At 59.3% G+C, this 13,795-nt stretch carries 15 protein-coding genes and 1 tRNA gene; 11 read left to right on the top strand and 5 right to left on the bottom strand.

Annotation, left to right across the window (positions count from 1 at the left end; genetic code table 11):
- Positions 1-34: 34 nt before the first annotated feature.
- From KQ933_RS16705 to KQ933_RS16685, 5 genes are all read left to right on the top strand, one after another.
- Positions 35-1,099 carry an ABC transporter substrate-binding protein gene (locus tag KQ933_RS16705; RefSeq protein ID WP_216755910.1) on the top strand — a complete coding sequence of 355 codons (1,065 nt, stop codon included), beginning with the start codon at positions 35-37 and terminating at the stop codon, positions 1,097-1,099.
- 483 nt (positions 1,100-1,582) lie between these two features.
- Positions 1,583-2,527 (top strand): tripartite tricarboxylate transporter substrate binding protein, encoded by a 945-nt coding sequence (locus tag KQ933_RS16700; protein ID WP_216755909.1) that lies wholly within the window; start codon positions 1,583-1,585, stop codon positions 2,525-2,527.
- Positions 2,524-3,015 (top strand): tripartite tricarboxylate transporter TctB family protein, encoded by a 492-nt coding sequence (locus KQ933_RS16695; RefSeq protein ID WP_216755908.1) that lies wholly within the window; start codon positions 2,524-2,526, stop codon positions 3,013-3,015. Before KQ933_RS16700 ends, KQ933_RS16695 begins: the two co-directional genes overlap by 4 nt.
- Before the next feature lie 85 nt (positions 3,016-3,100).
- Positions 3,101-4,618 (top strand): tripartite tricarboxylate transporter permease, encoded by a 1,518-nt coding sequence (locus tag KQ933_RS16690; RefSeq protein WP_216755907.1) that lies wholly within the window; start codon positions 3,101-3,103, stop codon positions 4,616-4,618.
- 275 nt (positions 4,619-4,893) lie between these two features.
- Positions 4,894-5,064 (top strand): hypothetical protein, encoded by a 171-nt coding sequence (locus KQ933_RS16685; RefSeq protein WP_216755906.1) that lies wholly within the window; start codon positions 4,894-4,896, stop codon positions 5,062-5,064.
- Between the two features lie 128 nt (positions 5,065-5,192).
- Here the strand turns inward: KQ933_RS16685 and KQ933_RS16680 are convergent, their stop codons facing one another.
- Complete coding sequence (locus tag KQ933_RS16680) at positions 5,193-6,287, bottom strand: DUF475 domain-containing protein (protein ID WP_216755905.1); 1,095 nt, start codon at positions 6,285-6,287, stop codon at positions 5,193-5,195.
- A gap of 374 nt (positions 6,288-6,661) precedes the next feature.
- Here KQ933_RS16680 and KQ933_RS16675 point away from each other — a divergent pair, with 374 nt between their 5' ends.
- From KQ933_RS16675 to KQ933_RS16665, 3 genes are all read left to right on the top strand, one after another.
- The gene (locus tag KQ933_RS16675) at positions 6,662-6,901 is read left to right on the top strand and encodes a hypothetical protein (protein WP_216755904.1); all 240 of its coding nucleotides are present in this window, start codon (positions 6,662-6,664) and stop codon (positions 6,899-6,901) included.
- A gap of 35 nt (positions 6,902-6,936) precedes the next feature.
- Complete coding sequence (locus KQ933_RS16670; RefSeq protein ID WP_216755903.1) at positions 6,937-7,116, top strand: hypothetical protein; 180 nt, start codon at positions 6,937-6,939, stop codon at positions 7,114-7,116.
- 158 nt (positions 7,117-7,274) lie between these two features.
- Entirely contained in the window at positions 7,275-7,991 is a 717-nt protein-coding gene (locus KQ933_RS16665; RefSeq protein WP_216755902.1) for a hypothetical protein, read from the top strand.
- A 21-nt stretch (positions 7,992-8,012) separates the two neighbouring features.
- On the opposite strand, the gene KQ933_RS16660 is transcribed toward KQ933_RS16665, so the two are convergent.
- The 3 genes from KQ933_RS16660 to cpdR1 form a co-directional block, all read right to left on the bottom strand.
- Entirely contained in the window at positions 8,013-8,501 is a 489-nt protein-coding gene (locus KQ933_RS16660) for a hypothetical protein (protein WP_216755901.1), read from the bottom strand.
- Between the two features lie 655 nt (positions 8,502-9,156).
- A tRNA-Val gene (locus KQ933_RS16655) sits at positions 9,157-9,231 on the bottom strand.
- A gap of 84 nt (positions 9,232-9,315) precedes the next feature.
- Positions 9,316-9,678 carry a response regulator CpdR1 gene (gene cpdR1, locus KQ933_RS16650; protein ID WP_003542883.1) on the bottom strand — a complete coding sequence of 121 codons (363 nt, stop codon included), beginning with the start codon at positions 9,676-9,678 and terminating at the stop codon, positions 9,316-9,318.
- Positions 9,679-9,867: 189 nt separating this feature from the next.
- Between cpdR1 and KQ933_RS16645 the strand changes: the two genes are divergently transcribed.
- Entirely contained in the window at positions 9,868-10,749 is an 882-nt protein-coding gene (locus tag KQ933_RS16645; RefSeq protein WP_216755900.1) for an N-formylglutamate amidohydrolase, read from the top strand.
- Positions 10,750-11,000: 251 nt separating this feature from the next.
- On the top strand, positions 11,001-11,774 hold the full coding sequence (hisN, locus tag KQ933_RS16640; protein ID WP_216755899.1) for a histidinol-phosphatase: 774 nt from the start codon (positions 11,001-11,003) through the stop codon (positions 11,772-11,774).
- Between the two features lie 23 nt (positions 11,775-11,797).
- Here hisN and KQ933_RS16635 read toward each other — a convergent pair whose 3' ends face one another.
- Entirely contained in the window at positions 11,798-12,769 is a 972-nt protein-coding gene (locus KQ933_RS16635; protein ID WP_216755898.1) for an alpha/beta fold hydrolase, read from the bottom strand.
- A 509-nt stretch (positions 12,770-13,278) separates the two neighbouring features.
- On the opposite strand from KQ933_RS16635, the gene KQ933_RS16630 reads away from it, so the two are divergent.
- A complete protein-coding gene (locus KQ933_RS16630; RefSeq protein ID WP_183735274.1) occupies positions 13,279-13,749 on the top strand; it encodes an Hsp20 family protein in 471 nt (156 codons plus the stop codon).
- Positions 13,750-13,795: the final 46 nt, after the last annotated feature.

Here is a 13,795-nt window from a genome sequence, read left to right as displayed (position 1 = left end):
TGTCTGGCCTGTACAGCTCGGGCATTCTTACGCGATGAGGAGCCTTTTCATTCTGTTCTTGTGCCTGGTGCCCGGTCTTGCCGCCGCGGAACAGGTCTTCTACCCGGCGAAATCAGGCAATGCCGATGCGCCGGTGCTGACGGTCTATTCGTCACTTGACGAACCGCTCGCGCAGCCGATGATCCGCGGCTTTCAGGAGGCCAATCCGGATGTGGCGGTCAAATATGAGGACATGCTGACGGGGGACATCTACGACCGGATCGTCAGGGAGACGGATGCCGGCCACAAGACGGCGGACTTCGCCTTCTCTTCTGCCATGGACCTGCAGGTGAAGCTTTCGAACGACGGCTATGCGCAGGTGAGCAATCTGCCGATGAGTGCACAGTGGCCGAAATGGGCGAACTGGCGCAATACGGCTTATGCGCTGACCTTCGAGCCGGCCGTCTTCGTCTATCATAAGCCCAGCTTTGCCCATGAAACGGTGCCGAGCTCGCGTGCGGAATTAGTCGATTATCTGAAGCGCAAGGGCAACGATGTCCATGGGCGGATCGGCACCTATGACATCGAGCGTTCCGGCGTCGGCTTTTTGTTTATGGCGCGAGATCAGGAACAGTTCGGCGATATCTGGTCGGTGATCGGCGCGATGGGGGCGGCGGGCGTAAAACTATATTCCACCAGCTCGGCGATCCTCGAGCGCGTGGCGGATGGGCGCTTCGTGCTCGGCTATAATATCCTCGGCTCCTATGCAGCCGACTGGGCCTCGCGTCACCCCGACGTCGGCATCGTGTTGCCGAAGGACTACACCGTCGTGATGTCGCGGATCGGCCTGGTGCCGCAAGCTGCCGCCGAGCCCGAACTCGGTCGTCGCTACCTTGCCTTCTTCATGTCGAAGGAAGGCCAGACGATCATGGCCCGCGAACTGCAGATCCCGGCCGTCAGCCCGGAAGTGGCGGGCGAGAATACTGCCAATACGTTGCAGGAACTTCTCGGTGCACAGTTGCGCCCTGTACCGGTCAGCCCCGGCCTGATGGTCTATCTCGATCAGGTGAAGCGGGCGCGGCTGATTGCGCATTGGAATGAGGTGCTGCGCACGCAGTAAAACCTCGCTCGTCAATGCTGCAGTTCAGCAGCGAATTCCAAGTCGACAACGTATAAAGGGCGAGGTTTACCTCTGGCGTGCCCCGCCCTTCCGCATTGATCCCGCGACAGCGGCAATCAGCCTTTGTGGATCACCACTTCCAGATATTCAGCCGGCACGACCATTGTGCCATCCTTGGCGCGGTTGAAGCTGGCGACGAGCGCCAGGAATCCGCCGCAAGGGCTACTTGCCTGGCTGTGACGAGCGGTAGTCGAATTACGGCAAAAAGTGTCTTGTCGCACTGGATATCCCGCCGATGTCAGCTAAATGACAGCTTCATATGATGGCTTGGGCTACTTCCTCTCCGTGGAGGCGGAGAGTTGAAGAATTTCCGGGGGGACTTCCGCTCGCTATCAGGACAATTGCGTCCACCGATCGGTGATCTCTCCTCGTTTTCAAAAATAGCAGTGGCGGTCCGCTCAGCCGCCGCACGGAGGACACATCGTGAAGCACACTTTCATCGCAACCCTTTTGGCAGCCGTTATCGCGTTGCCGGCCTATGCAGCCGATTACACAATCATCGCACCGGCAGCGCCCGGCGGCGGCTGGGACCAGACGGCCCGCTCGCTGCAGACGGTGCTGCAGCAGGAAGGCATTTCCAAGAGCGTTCAAGTTCAGAACGTACCGGGTGCCGGAGGTTCTATCGGTCTTGCCCAGTTCAGCAGCCAGAGTGCCGGCAATCCGAACGCTCTCATTGTCGGTGGCTACGTCATGGTCGGCGCCCTGTTGACCAACAAGTCGGTCGTCACGCTGAAGGACGTCACCCCGATCGCCCGTTTGACCGGCGAGTATGAAGCCATTGTCGTTCCGGCCGCGTCCGACATCAAGACGCTTGCCGATCTCGTCACAAAGCTGAAGGCTGATCCGGGCGCCGTTTCCTGGGGTGGCGGTTCTGCCGGGGGCACGGACCATATCGCGGTCGGCCTGATCGCCAAGGCGTCCGGTGTCGATCCGACGAAGATCAACTATGTCGCCTTCTCCGGTGGTGGTGAAGCACTCGCCGCTATCCTCGGCGGTCAGGTCACGGCCGGCATTTCGAGCTACAGCGAGTTCGAATCGCAGGTCAAGGCCGGCACGCTGCGCCTGCTCGGCGTTTCCAGCGATGCCCGCATTGCCGGCGTCGACGCTCCGACCTTCAAGGAAGCCGGTACCGACGTTTCCATCCAGAACTGGCGCATGGTCGCTGCCGCTCCGGGCCTGACCGATGAAGAAGTCGCCTCGATAGCGGCCGACTTCGACAAGCTGCACAAGTCTGCCGCGTGGCAGGAAACCTTGAAGACCAAGGGCTGGGCCGATACCTACCTCGCAGGGGACGAGTTCAAGGCGCAGCTCGAAAAGGATGTCTCCGCTACCGAAGGCATTCTCAAAGATATCGGTCTCGTTCAATGAGCGAAGCCGATACCTCATCGGCAACGAAGCGCCGCCCCGATTGGGCGGCGCTGATCATTGCCCCCTTCCTCATCGTGGTCGCTGCTGCGGTCTTCTGGGATGCCTCGCATCTGAAGACGATCGCGCAATATGATCGCATCGGCCCGTCGACCGTCCCGCAGCTTGTCGCCCTCGGCCTGTTCTGTCTTGGCATATGGACGGCGATCGAAGCCTGGCGCGGCGATTTTCCGGAACGCGAGCATCAGGAAGTGGCGCCCGTTATCTGGATTATCGCGGGCCTCGCCGGGCAGATGCTGCTCCTGCGCACCGCCGGCTTCTCGATTGCGACCGGCGTGCTCTTTGCGCTGACCGCACGCGGTTTCGGCAAGCGCCAGATCTGGATCTCGTTGCCCATCGGCATCATCATGAGCTTCATCGTCTGGGCGATCTTCTCGCAGTTGCTGCAGCTGACGCTGCCGGCCGGCCCGCTCGAACATCTGTTCTTCTGACAGCGTCCGCCTTGCGCTTTCAGTTTTTTGCTTTTTGCGCGGACGGTCCTAGTGCCCCTAAGGAGCCGCCGCTTGGGACAAAGACATGAGCACATTCGAATTCCTCTGGCAGGGTATTCTGGTTGCTGCGCAGCCGATCAACCTGCTCTATGCCTTCATCGGCGTGACCCTGGGTACCGCCGTCGGCGTGTTGCCGGGCATTGGCCCGGCGCTGACCGTGGCGCTGCTCTTGCCCGCAACCTACAAGCTCGATCCGGGCGGTTCGCTCATCATGTTTGCCGGTATCTATTACGGCGGCATGTACGGCGGCTCGACCACCTCGATCCTCCTGAACACGCCGGGTGAAAGCGCCTCGATCGTCACAGCGCTCGAGGGTAATAAGATGGCGCGTGCGGGCCGTGGCGGGCCGGCGCTGGCGACAGCCGCCATCGGCTCCTTTGTTGCTGGCCTCATCGCCACGCTCGGCCTCGCTTTCGTCGCGCCCTATATCGTCAAGCTGGCACTTGTTTTCGGTCCGCGCGAATATTTTGCGCTGATGGTGCTTGCTTTCGTCACCGTCTCCTCCGCCTTCGGGGATTCGGCGCTGCGCGGTCTCACCTCGCTCTTCATCGGCTTTGCGCTCGCCATGGTCGGCATCGACCAGCAGACGGGCCAGGCTCGCCTTTCCTTCGGCATTCCCGATCTGCTCGACGGTATCGAGGTGACGACGCTCGCCGTCGCGATGTTCGCCATCGGCGAGACGCTTTATATCGCCGCCCAGGGCAATCGCGGCGAGGACAAGGTGGAAGCGGTGCGTGGCTCGCTCTGGATGAATGCCCAGGACTGGGCGCGTTCCTGGAAGCCTTGGCTGCGCGGCACGATCATCGGCTTCCCGATCGGCGCCATGCCGGCCGGCGGTGCCGAAATCGGCACTTTCCTTTCCTATGCCACAGAAAAGCGTCTCTCAAAGAACCCCGAGGAATTCGGTCGTGGCGCCATTGAAGGCGTCGCCGGTCCTGAGGCCGCCAATAATGCCTCGGCTGCCGGAACGCTGGTGCCGTTGCTGACGCTCGGCCTGCCGACATCTGCGACGGCGGCAATCATGCTTGCCGGCTTCCAGCAGTACGGTCTGCAACCGGGGCCGCTGCTGTTTGCGACCAATCCGCAGCTCGTCTGGGGTCTCATCGCCAGCCTGCTGATTGCCAATGCGATGCTGCTGGTCCTGAACTTGCCGATGATCGGCCTCTGGGTTCGCCTGCTGACGGTTCCGAAGCCATGGCTTTATGCCGGCATCCTGCTGTTTGCCACACTCGGCACCATCGGTGCTAACCCGTCGGTCTTTGAGCTCGGCATGCTGCTTGGCTTCGGCGTGCTCGGCTATATCATGAGGATCTTCGGTTACCCGATCGCCCCTACTGTCGTCGGCCTCATCCTCGGGCCGCTGGCGGAGCAGCAGCTCCGCCGCGCACTGTCGATCAGTCAGGGCGATGTAACCACGCTCGTCATGTCGCCAATCGCCTGCGGCCTATTGATCGTCGCTGCTGCTGCCTTCCTCATTCCGCTGATCCTGAGATTGCGTGGCCGCGGCCAGGTTCTCTCTCAGCTTGCGGCAAACGAAGACTAAAACAAAAGACGACCCTGACCCCTAACTCAGGCCGGCCGTGGCGACACGGCCGGCCATTTCTTTGCGATTTGTCATTTTTGTCGGCATCTGGAAATTAACGTCCCTGTAAGTATGTGAATTCAAACGGAAAATTTATCATATCCCTGAGCTTGGTTCTTTCGCCGGCGAAAGAAATATGCGCTTTTTGCATAGCTGCGGTGATTTCCTGCGCGTTGTAGGTGCATGCAGATTCCCCCATCTAGAAGGGGTCAACCAAAGAGCGAGAGGAAAAGAAGATGTCCGCTTTCAGAAAGTCGATCCACAATAGTTTCCTGGCCCGCGCCTTTGCAGCGCTCGGTGCTGCGAACGCAGTCAGCGCCGCTGTCGAAGGTGGCCGCAAGCCGCGCGCCCGTGACCTGCAGGAACTTGGTATCGATCCGGTTAGCTTCGGCCGTGTCATCCGGTAATACGTGCCGGATGCATAGATTGAATACCAAGTACCTCTTGAATGAATGAGCCCGCAACCGGTTGGTCGCGGGCTTTGTTTTTTGGACTATGCGGGCCGCAGCGCCAGACCGCCGCGGCTTTTTGACCATCAGGCGTGCAGGCGCTCCCGCTCGGGGACATCAGCTTCTTTCTGCCGTTCGTGCCTGTTGTGGCGGATCGATGACCAGAGCGAGATGCCGATGAGCGCCGCGCCGCCGAGGCCGGTGATGACTTCAGGAATGTGCGTCAAGGTCTGCACATACATGATCACCGAGAGGATCAGGATGGCGTAGAAGGCGCCGTGTTCCAGATAGCGGTATTCGGCAAGCGTCCCCTTTTCCACCAGCATGATCGTCATGGAGCGCACATACATGGCACCGATGCCGAGGCCGATGGCGATGACGAACAGGTTTTGCGTCAGCGCGAAGGCGCCGATGACGCCATCGAAGGAAAAGCTGGCATCCAGCACTTCCAGATAGATGAAAGCGCCGAGGCCACCCTTTGCCGCCTCGCTCATCGCGCGCTGCGATGCATCGAGGAGACCGCCGATGACTTCCACCGCCAGGAAGGTCACGAGACCGTAGATGGCGCAGTAGACGAAGGTGGTCGCGTCTTCACCCTCCAGGAGGTAGGAGAAGAGCAGGATCAGCAGGAGCACGAAGGCGATCTCGATGCCCTTGATCGTGGCCGAACGCGCCATCAGCCGCTCCAGCGAGCTTATCCAGTGGACTTCCTTCTCATGGTTGAAGAAGTAGGAGAGGCCGACCATCATCAGGAAGGTGCCGCCGAAGGCTGCGATCGGCAGATGGGCATCGTTCATGATGCGGGCATATTCGGCAGGTTCACGTGCCGCCAGCACGAGTGCTTCCCATGGTCCGATCTTTGCCGCGATGGCGACGATTGCCAGCGGAAAGACGATACGCATGCCGAAAACGGCAATGACGATGCCCCATGTCAGGAAGCGGTGCTGCCACACGGGGGTCATTTCCTTGAGTTTGTTGGCGTTGACGATGGCATTGTCGAAGGAGAGCGAAATCTCCAGAACGGCCAGCACGGTGCAGATGAAGAAAACGGTGGCCATGCCGCCAAGTGTGCCGGTCGATTGCCAGCCAAGGAAGGCGCCGAGTGCAAGGCCGACCGCCGTGACGATGAAAGCCCAGCGGAAATAGCCGAGCGAGGATTTGTGGGATTGGAGCTGGTTCATGGCTGCACCTCGCAGCCGCAAACCTGGTCGGAAAATGGGGTGAAAGCAGAAAAACGCGTACCACTAAGGGCATGCGCGTTTGGCATGGTGAGCTTTTTCATCGATGAAAAATCCGCCGGCTAATTTGCAGGCGGTACCGACATCACGAGAGCGCCGTAAAAACTCTCGCCAGAGGGGCCCGGCACCAGGGTTCCCCCGCAGCCGATGTCTGGATGAGGCTGCGGGTGCTCCAGTAGGTAGTGAAGTTGTCGCGCCAGTCAAGACACCCGATCGGTCAGAGCTAGCGATTTCTTTGGAACCATGCGGGGCTCTCGCCCGTTACGACCTAGCTGAGCCGATGAAAACATCTGAGATGGTCTTGAAGGAGGGCGACGATGCAGAATTCGACCCATGTTCCCGATAAGCGCACGGAAGCCTCAGACCGCATGAAGCGGGCAAGACCCAATCGCATGCAAAAAGCCCAGGTGCTTCCGCCGCACCAAGTCGACCTGACGCTTACGCCGGGTGTCTTCCACGACATCCATGTGCCTGCTCATGTCACCGGCAGTGTCCTTTCCAAGGGCGGACCTGACATCAAGAGCGACGATACCAAGCTCGCAAAGCCCGTCCGTTGAAACCAGTTCCGTAAAACAAGACAGGTGAGATGCGAATGACAATCAATCTTGTGCCGCGTGATATCTTCATCCAGCACGAATATGAGTGGCAGGCCGTACGCGAGGCGGCCGAGCGCCGGATGGATATCGGCAAGCGCGAGACGCCATCCGTGCCGCCAAGTGAGCAAACAGCGAAGATGCCCGCTACTGCACCTTCGGCAGCGCAAGGCTGCTGAGTCCCAGGTAGAACTTGTGCGAGACGCCCGGCCATGAAGCCGGGCGTTTTCATGTCCGGCGAATTTCGGTTCGGGAAAGCGATCCGCGGCGATGACTTGCCAACCTTTCGGAAAGGATTGCGCAGCGATAATCCGACCCATTCAAGGGAATCGGATCGATGGCCAAAACAGCGACACGCGGCCGCCGCAAGGCGCCGGCAAAAAGAAAGAGCAGCGCATCCTCCGGAGGCGCGATGCCCTGGTTCGTGCTCGGCATCGCCGCGGTGGGCGCCATTGCCGCCTATGACAACTGGAAAACCATTCGCCCGATGCTTGGCAAGGCACCGGCTGCCGTTATCCGCGAAGCGGCTGAAGCCAAGCCTCAGGCATCCAAGGACGCGCCGAAGCAGGTTGCTGTCGCAGCACCTGCCGCCAAGCCACGGCAGACGAACGATCCGGTGCCGCCTATGGCGATCCCCTCGGCTCCGGTTCCGACGGCAAAGATCGTGCCGGCCTCTATCTCCCCTGTTGCCCCGTCTTCTTCGGAAACCGCCAAAGCCGCCTTTGGATATTGCGGGCAAGGCGAGCATATCAATTGCGTCGGCGATGCCGGCACCTTCTGGTACAAGGGTGAGAAGATCGTCATCGCTGATATGGTGAGCCCGGATGTCGACCGCGCGCGCTGTGAAGACGAACGGAAGGTCGCCTTCGCCGCCAAATCGCGGCTGTTGGCGCTGCTGAATGCCGGTCCGTTCAACATGAATGCCGCCGGCAAGGCGAATGACCGTGGCGCGCCGCGCGTCATTTCGCGTGACGGGCGCTCCTTCGGTACGCGTCTTATCAATGAGGGCCTAGCGAGGAAGCCGGGATCTGCCTCAGGCTCCTGGTGCGCCTGAGGCTGTCAGTCCAACGATCTCTTATTTTCCACCGTTTTTCCGTGCCGGTGCCTTGCCGCTGGTGCGGAAGCTGCCCGTGAAGGCCGAATCCTTGCTTTCCGCCGTGCATTCGATGGCTGTCGGCTTGCCGGCATAGGGATTGCCGAAGGTGCAGAAGCCTGCAACCTTCACCTCGCCCGTCATCTTGTTGCCGACACCCGTGGTGACGAGGCTGAGCGGCAGGCGGGCATTGCCATTGGATGCAGGCTTGATGGCCTTCCCATCGCCCTGGAAGCCCAGCAGCTTGCCATCTGAGGTGAAGATGAAGGTGACGGTGCCGTTGACGAGCGTCACACTTGCCAGCTCTCCCTTGCAGCCCTTCGTGGCGTCGAACTTGGCGACGACCAGCTTCTGGCACTTGCCGCCAAGCGCGATGACGCCGGGCGCGCCTGGAAAATTGTCATCCGCCTGCGCTGCAGCGGCAAAAGTGAGGGTGGAGAAGGCGGCGATGGCAAGCGCAGATAATTTCATTTCGATTCGAACCCCGTGTCCTGACGAGGCGAATCAACGCCTCGGGCTCATTATCGCGCATGGCATGGCTCTGTGTCCGAATTTGGTTTGGCATCGAAGATGGATTTCTATCGTCTCAGCACGGATACATTTGCTCCAGTGACCTGAGCAGGGCCAAGGGGCAAACTTGGAACGTCTCCTCACCGACATCCGGGTGCCGCTCCAGATATCTCTTCGCGATTTCGACGTACTCGGTTCGCGAAATCGTAACGTTCCGCGGCGAGCAGTATAAGAGGGGTTGTCCTCAGCTGCGAGGTGGGTGTTCATCATTCGAAGTGTCAATCCGGCCTCGCCGATCAGCATCGTGACGACGCTTGTCTCCTTGCTATCCGTGAGCGTGCGGAGCTTCATGTCTTCTTTTGCGGAAGCCGGGCTCCAGCTCAGCACCATCAGCAATATCAATCCGATGAAAATATTCATGTGCCCCCAATGCGGGAGAGCGAAACAACATTGCAACCGCTTGGTCAGACCGCTTTTCAGGGAAGTCTCGACAAATGCGGCACGGAACAAGCAGACACATCGTACCGGTCTTAGAAGGGCCTGCGAAGGCCACAGCGTCAAAACTAAAAAGGCCTTTCGATTTCTCGAAAGGCCTTTGCTTTTCAGCGAATTAGGATGGTGGGCGTGACAAGGATCGAACTTGTGACCCCTACGATGTCAACGTAGTGCTCTCCCGCTGAGCTACACGCCCATCCGATGTCGGCGCATAGACCACAAAACCTCCGGAGCCGTCAATAGGCTTTTTTGAAGTTTTGTGACGAGCCGCCAAGACGCCTTACGCGGCAAGCATCTTGTTGACCTCGTCGACGAGGTCGCGCAGGTGGAAAGGCTTGGAAAGGACCTTTGCGTCCTTCGGAGCCTTCGAATCAGGGTTCAGCGCAACGGCTGCAAAGCCAGTGATGAACATGACCTTCAGGTCAGGATCGAGCTCGGTCGCGCGGCGCGCCAGCTCGATGCCGTCCATTTCCGGCATGACGATATCGGTCAGCAACAGGGAGAAGGGCTCTTCACGCAGGCGGTCATAAGCGCTCGCGCCGTTGTCGTAAGAAAGGACCTTGTAGCCGGCCTTTTCGAGCGCCTTCACCAGGAAGCGGCGCATGTCGTTGTCGTCTTCGGCGAGAAGTATCTTCTGAGTCATTAATCCGGACCGCTGATCACTAGTGTTTTATGGGATACCAGCCGTCTACACTAGACTTCGCCCGGTAAACAACCGGTGAAATCGCCCTGGCCGCGACCGCCATCCCTTCTATGTAGTATGGACTTAAGGGCAGGCAACTGGCAACATGGCCGTCACAGCCACTTGATGACATGGTAAAGAGGGCAGAAAGTGCCGGAAATACGCGAATACGAGCTTTTTGAAGTGCATGAGCCCGTGTCGCAGACCATTCCCTTCGTCTACAACTCCCCTCACAGCGGCCGCATTTATCCACCGGAATTCATCGCGCAGTCGCGGCTGGAAGGTATCTCAATACGCCGTTCTGAAGACCATTATGTCGATGAACTGTTCGGCGCGGCCGTGGATCTCGGCGCACCGCTGCTGCTTGCGAATTTCCCGCGCGCTTATCTCGACGTCAATCGCGAGCCCTACGAGCTCGATCCGCGCATGTTCGACGGGCTGTTGCCGCCTTATGCGAATATCAATTCGCTAAGAGTTGCAGGCGGGCTTGGTACGATTCCGCGCATCGTGGCTGAGAACATGGAAATCTATGCGCGCCGGCTACCCGTTCAGGAAGGGCTGGAGCGTGTCGAAAGCGTCTATAAGCCCTATCACTTCGCGCTGCGGCGGCTGATTGCGCGCACGCATGTGCAATTTGGCTTCGGTGTCCTGATAGACTGCCATTCCATGCCGGGCAATGTGCGTGTCGCCGGCAGTAATGCGCGGCCGGATTTCATCATCGGCGACCGTTACGGCACCAGCGCTTCGGCAGAGCTTTCGCGCACGGCGATCGGCATTCTCGAGGAGATGGGTTTTGCGGCGATCCGCAACAAGCCCTATGCCGGCGGCTTCATCACAGAGCATTACGGCCGGCCGTCACGCGGGCTGCATGCGCTGCAGATCGAGGTCAACCGCTCGATCTATGTCGATGAGGTAACGCTGGAGAAGCGGCCGGATTTCGACACCGTTGTGACCGCCATCACGTCGTTCATGCGGCAGATGGCTGATTATGTCGAGAAATTTGCCGGCGACCGAGCCCTTGCGGCCGAGTGATTTTCAGCCTTCAGGTCAAAAAAAACCGCGCTTCGTCAGCGCGGCTAAGTCTAGGGAGGAAACACCCAAGGAGGGTATTTACAGTCAGAAGACTGTAGGTAAGACGCTACTGCTGCATTGCACAATTGTCAAGCAATATATTGCACTGCAAAATCTTTAGGCAGCTAATCGGAAATTGCCTGTTGTATTTGCATTTCGCCGCTTTTTCGCTATGAAAAACGCCATTTCCCGCTAGCCATATGGATTTCTCCATGCTTCCCGACCGTTCGTTCTTCAACCGTCTCGCCGAAGCTGCAAAGGCAGAAACCCTGCCGCGCTTTCGCTCGGGCATCAATGTCACCAACAAGCTGTCATCGGGCTTCGATCCGGTCACGGAAGGCGATAGGGCCGCCGAGACGGCAATTCGTGCGCTGATCGAGGAGCATTTTCCCGAGCACGGCATTCTGGGCGAAGAGCATGGCGATGTCGGTCTCGATCGCGAGCATGTGTGGGTGATCGATCCGATCGACGGCACACGCGCCTTCATTTCCGGCGTTCCGGTTTGGGGAACGTTGATCGGCCTGCAGAAGAATGGCCGGGCGGTTGCCGGCATGATCGAGCAGCCCTTCACCGGCGAGCGGTATTTCGGCGATGAGAATGGCTCGACCTATAGCGGGCCGGAGGGTGAGCGCCGGCTGCAGGTGCGCGACTGCGACGCACTCTCCAATGCCATCCTCTTCACCACCTCCCCGCATCTCTTCGTCGGCGAGGAGATGGAGAAGTATCGTGAGATCGAAAGCAAGGTCAGGCTCTTCCGTTACGGCTGCGATTGTTATGCCTATGCGCTGCTGGCCGCGGGCCATGTCGATCTCGTTATCGAGAACAGCCTCAAACCCTATGACGTCGGCGGGATCATTCCTGTCATCGAAGGCGCCGGCGGGATCATGACCACCTGGGACGGGGCGCGGCCGGAAAATGGCGGCTCCATCATCGCAGCCGGCAGCAGGGCGGTTTACGAAGAGGCGATCACCATCCTGCAGCGCTAAAGCAACGACATGCGTAAAAAGGCTCAGACGCCGATCGCCGTCACGTCATCAGTCGCCTCGGCATCGCTGCCGGGAATGAAGGCATGGAAGGCGGCAAGCGCGGCTGTGCGATAAATATCCCTTTCCTGGAATATCTCGTGGCGGGCACCGTTGATCGGGACAAGCTGACCGGCGCGGAAATAACGTGAGAGCCGTTCTTGCGCCGTATAAGGCACCAGTCCGTCGCGCGTCGGCGCGATGACGACGGAGGGGATGGTAATCGAGAAGAGATGGTAGGGTTGGGTCACCCGGTCGATCGCTTTCATGCATTCGTGCATCCAGCGGGCGGTTGGCGCTCCGAGAGCGAGCTCCGGGTGAGCCTTTGCGATCGCCGCGTTCCGTTCGAAACGCGTTTCATCCGATGTGAGAGGGTTATCAGGGAATTGCAGTTCGTTCATCTTGCCGAGCGGTACGCCGCCGAGGCCGATGGCGCTAAGCGTGGCTGATACCGTGCGGATAATACCCTCGGAAGCAGCCTGGCCAATAAGGCCAAGGAAAGGGGCTGACAGTACCATGCGCTCGATGCGCGTCGAAAGATAAGGGGCGGCGGAAAGCGCAATCAGCGCGCCTGTGGAATGGGCGAGCATGTAGAAGGGCAGCCTTGTATCCGGCAGCACGACCTTTTCGAGGAACGTGTCGAGATCGCGCTCGTAATCGGAAAAGCGGCGGATGTGGCCGTGATTGCGTTTCTTGATCAGCCGGGGCGAGCCACCCTGACCGCGCAGATCATAGGTCGCGACCCAGAGCCCCTTAGCGGTGAGGTCGCGGATCGTTTCGAAATACTTCTCGATGTATTCGCTGCGTCCGTGCAGGAGGACCACCGTTCCGTGGGCGACCGGTGTTTGCGACCGGAAGACTGCAAAACGCAACCTATGGCCGTCGTGGGTCTCGAAAAAGCCCTCGGTGCGGTTCTCCGGCGCCGGATTGTCTGGAGTCGAGTAAAGAACCTGTTCCATAGCGCAGTGTTTCTTCGTATGAGGGATATACTAGGGGATACCGCAGGGATCTGGAAAATCAATGGCGAAATTGCCGCTTAATATAAGCGAAGTGTAATAGATTGAGATTTTTCTATACGATAACATTGGCAAAAGCTGAGACACGCCGAGCCGCAGCATCAACTTGCGGAGCTATATGCCTGAAGAAAAGTGGCCGGCGGAGCTGAGGGAGCTCTTGGCCGGCCGAATCTAGGCTGAAGAAGAAGGGACGATACACTCCAGCCTTCGGGCCAGTGTCACCCGATGCGCCTATCTCTAGCGAGCGGCGTCTGAACCTTCGCCGAACCTGCCGTTCATGCCGGGTTCACGCAGGAATTCCAGCGATTTGGCGAGGGGCTTGAAGTCTCGGAAAGCCATCACCATCTGAACTTTGCGGACGCCGGAAGGGTCCGCGCAACCGTCCCGAAGCCGCCAAGAATGGGGTTTCAGGGGCATCATATCGCAACACGTCGCTTCCCAAGGAGGACATCATGCGTCACGTAGACTTCTCTCCCCTCTATCGTTCCACCGTCGGTTTCGACCGTCTCTTCACGATGCTCGACAGCCTTGCCCAGCCGGAGCAGGTCCCCACCTATCCGCCCTACAATATCGAGCGGACCGGTGAGAACACCTATCGCATCACCATGGCCGTTGCCGGCTTCGACGAAACCGAACTCGCCATCGAATCGCATGCCCACGCGCTCACCGTAAAGGGTGAAAAACGCGAAGAAAATGCTGATGGCAGCGAGTACCTGTATCGCGGCATCGCAAAGCGCGCATTCGAGCGCCGCTTCCAGCTTGCCGACCATGTCGAAGTGACCGCTGCTTCGCTGAAGAACGGCCTCCTGCACATCGACCTCCTGCGCAGCATCCCGGAGGCTCTGAAGCCCCGCAAGATTGCGATTGCCGCAGAGCCGGTCGAAGCTCCGAAGGCCATCGAAGCACAGGTCGTCAACAACTAATCCGCTTTCAGACGGATCAGACAAACGGCGCCCTTGAGGGGCGCCG

This window comes from Rhizobium sp. WYJ-E13 (assembly GCF_018987265.1).
In the GTDB taxonomy this organism is placed as follows: Bacteria; Pseudomonadota; Alphaproteobacteria; order Rhizobiales; family Rhizobiaceae; genus Rhizobium.
Note: the sequence above shows the minus strand (reverse complement) of the source record. Positions and strands in the feature narration are given on the sequence as shown.

Coding starts and splice junctions, on each gene's coding strand:
- KQ933_RS16705 (WP_216755910.1), top strand. CDS start 35: ATGAGGAGCCTTTTCATTCTGTTCTTGTGCCTGGTGCCCGGTCTTGCC.
- KQ933_RS16695 (WP_216755908.1), top strand. CDS start 2,524: ATGAGCGAAGCCGATACCTCATCGGCAACGAAGCGCCGCCCCGATTGG.
- KQ933_RS16690 (WP_216755907.1), top strand. CDS start 3,101: ATGAGCACATTCGAATTCCTCTGGCAGGGTATTCTGGTTGCTGCGCAG.
- KQ933_RS16685 (WP_216755906.1), top strand. CDS start 4,894: ATGTCCGCTTTCAGAAAGTCGATCCACAATAGTTTCCTGGCCCGCGCC.
- KQ933_RS16680 (WP_216755905.1), bottom strand. CDS start 6,287: ATGAACCAGCTCCAATCCCACAAATCCTCGCTCGGCTATTTCCGCTGG.
- KQ933_RS16675 (WP_216755904.1), top strand. CDS start 6,662: ATGCAGAATTCGACCCATGTTCCCGATAAGCGCACGGAAGCCTCAGAC.
- KQ933_RS16670 (WP_216755903.1), top strand. CDS start 6,937: ATGACAATCAATCTTGTGCCGCGTGATATCTTCATCCAGCACGAATAT.
- KQ933_RS16665 (WP_216755902.1), top strand. CDS start 7,275: ATGGCCAAAACAGCGACACGCGGCCGCCGCAAGGCGCCGGCAAAAAGA.
- KQ933_RS16660 (WP_216755901.1), bottom strand. CDS start 8,501: ATGAAATTATCTGCGCTTGCCATCGCCGCCTTCTCCACCCTCACTTTT.
- cpdR1 (WP_003542883.1), bottom strand. CDS start 9,678: ATGACTCAGAAGATACTTCTCGCCGAAGACGACAACGACATGCGCCGC.
- hisN (WP_216755899.1), top strand. CDS start 11,001: ATGCTTCCCGACCGTTCGTTCTTCAACCGTCTCGCCGAAGCTGCAAAG.
- KQ933_RS16635 (WP_216755898.1), bottom strand. CDS start 12,769: ATGGAACAGGTTCTTTACTCGACTCCAGACAATCCGGCGCCGGAGAAC.
- KQ933_RS16630 (WP_183735274.1), top strand. CDS start 13,279: ATGCGTCACGTAGACTTCTCTCCCCTCTATCGTTCCACCGTCGGTTTC.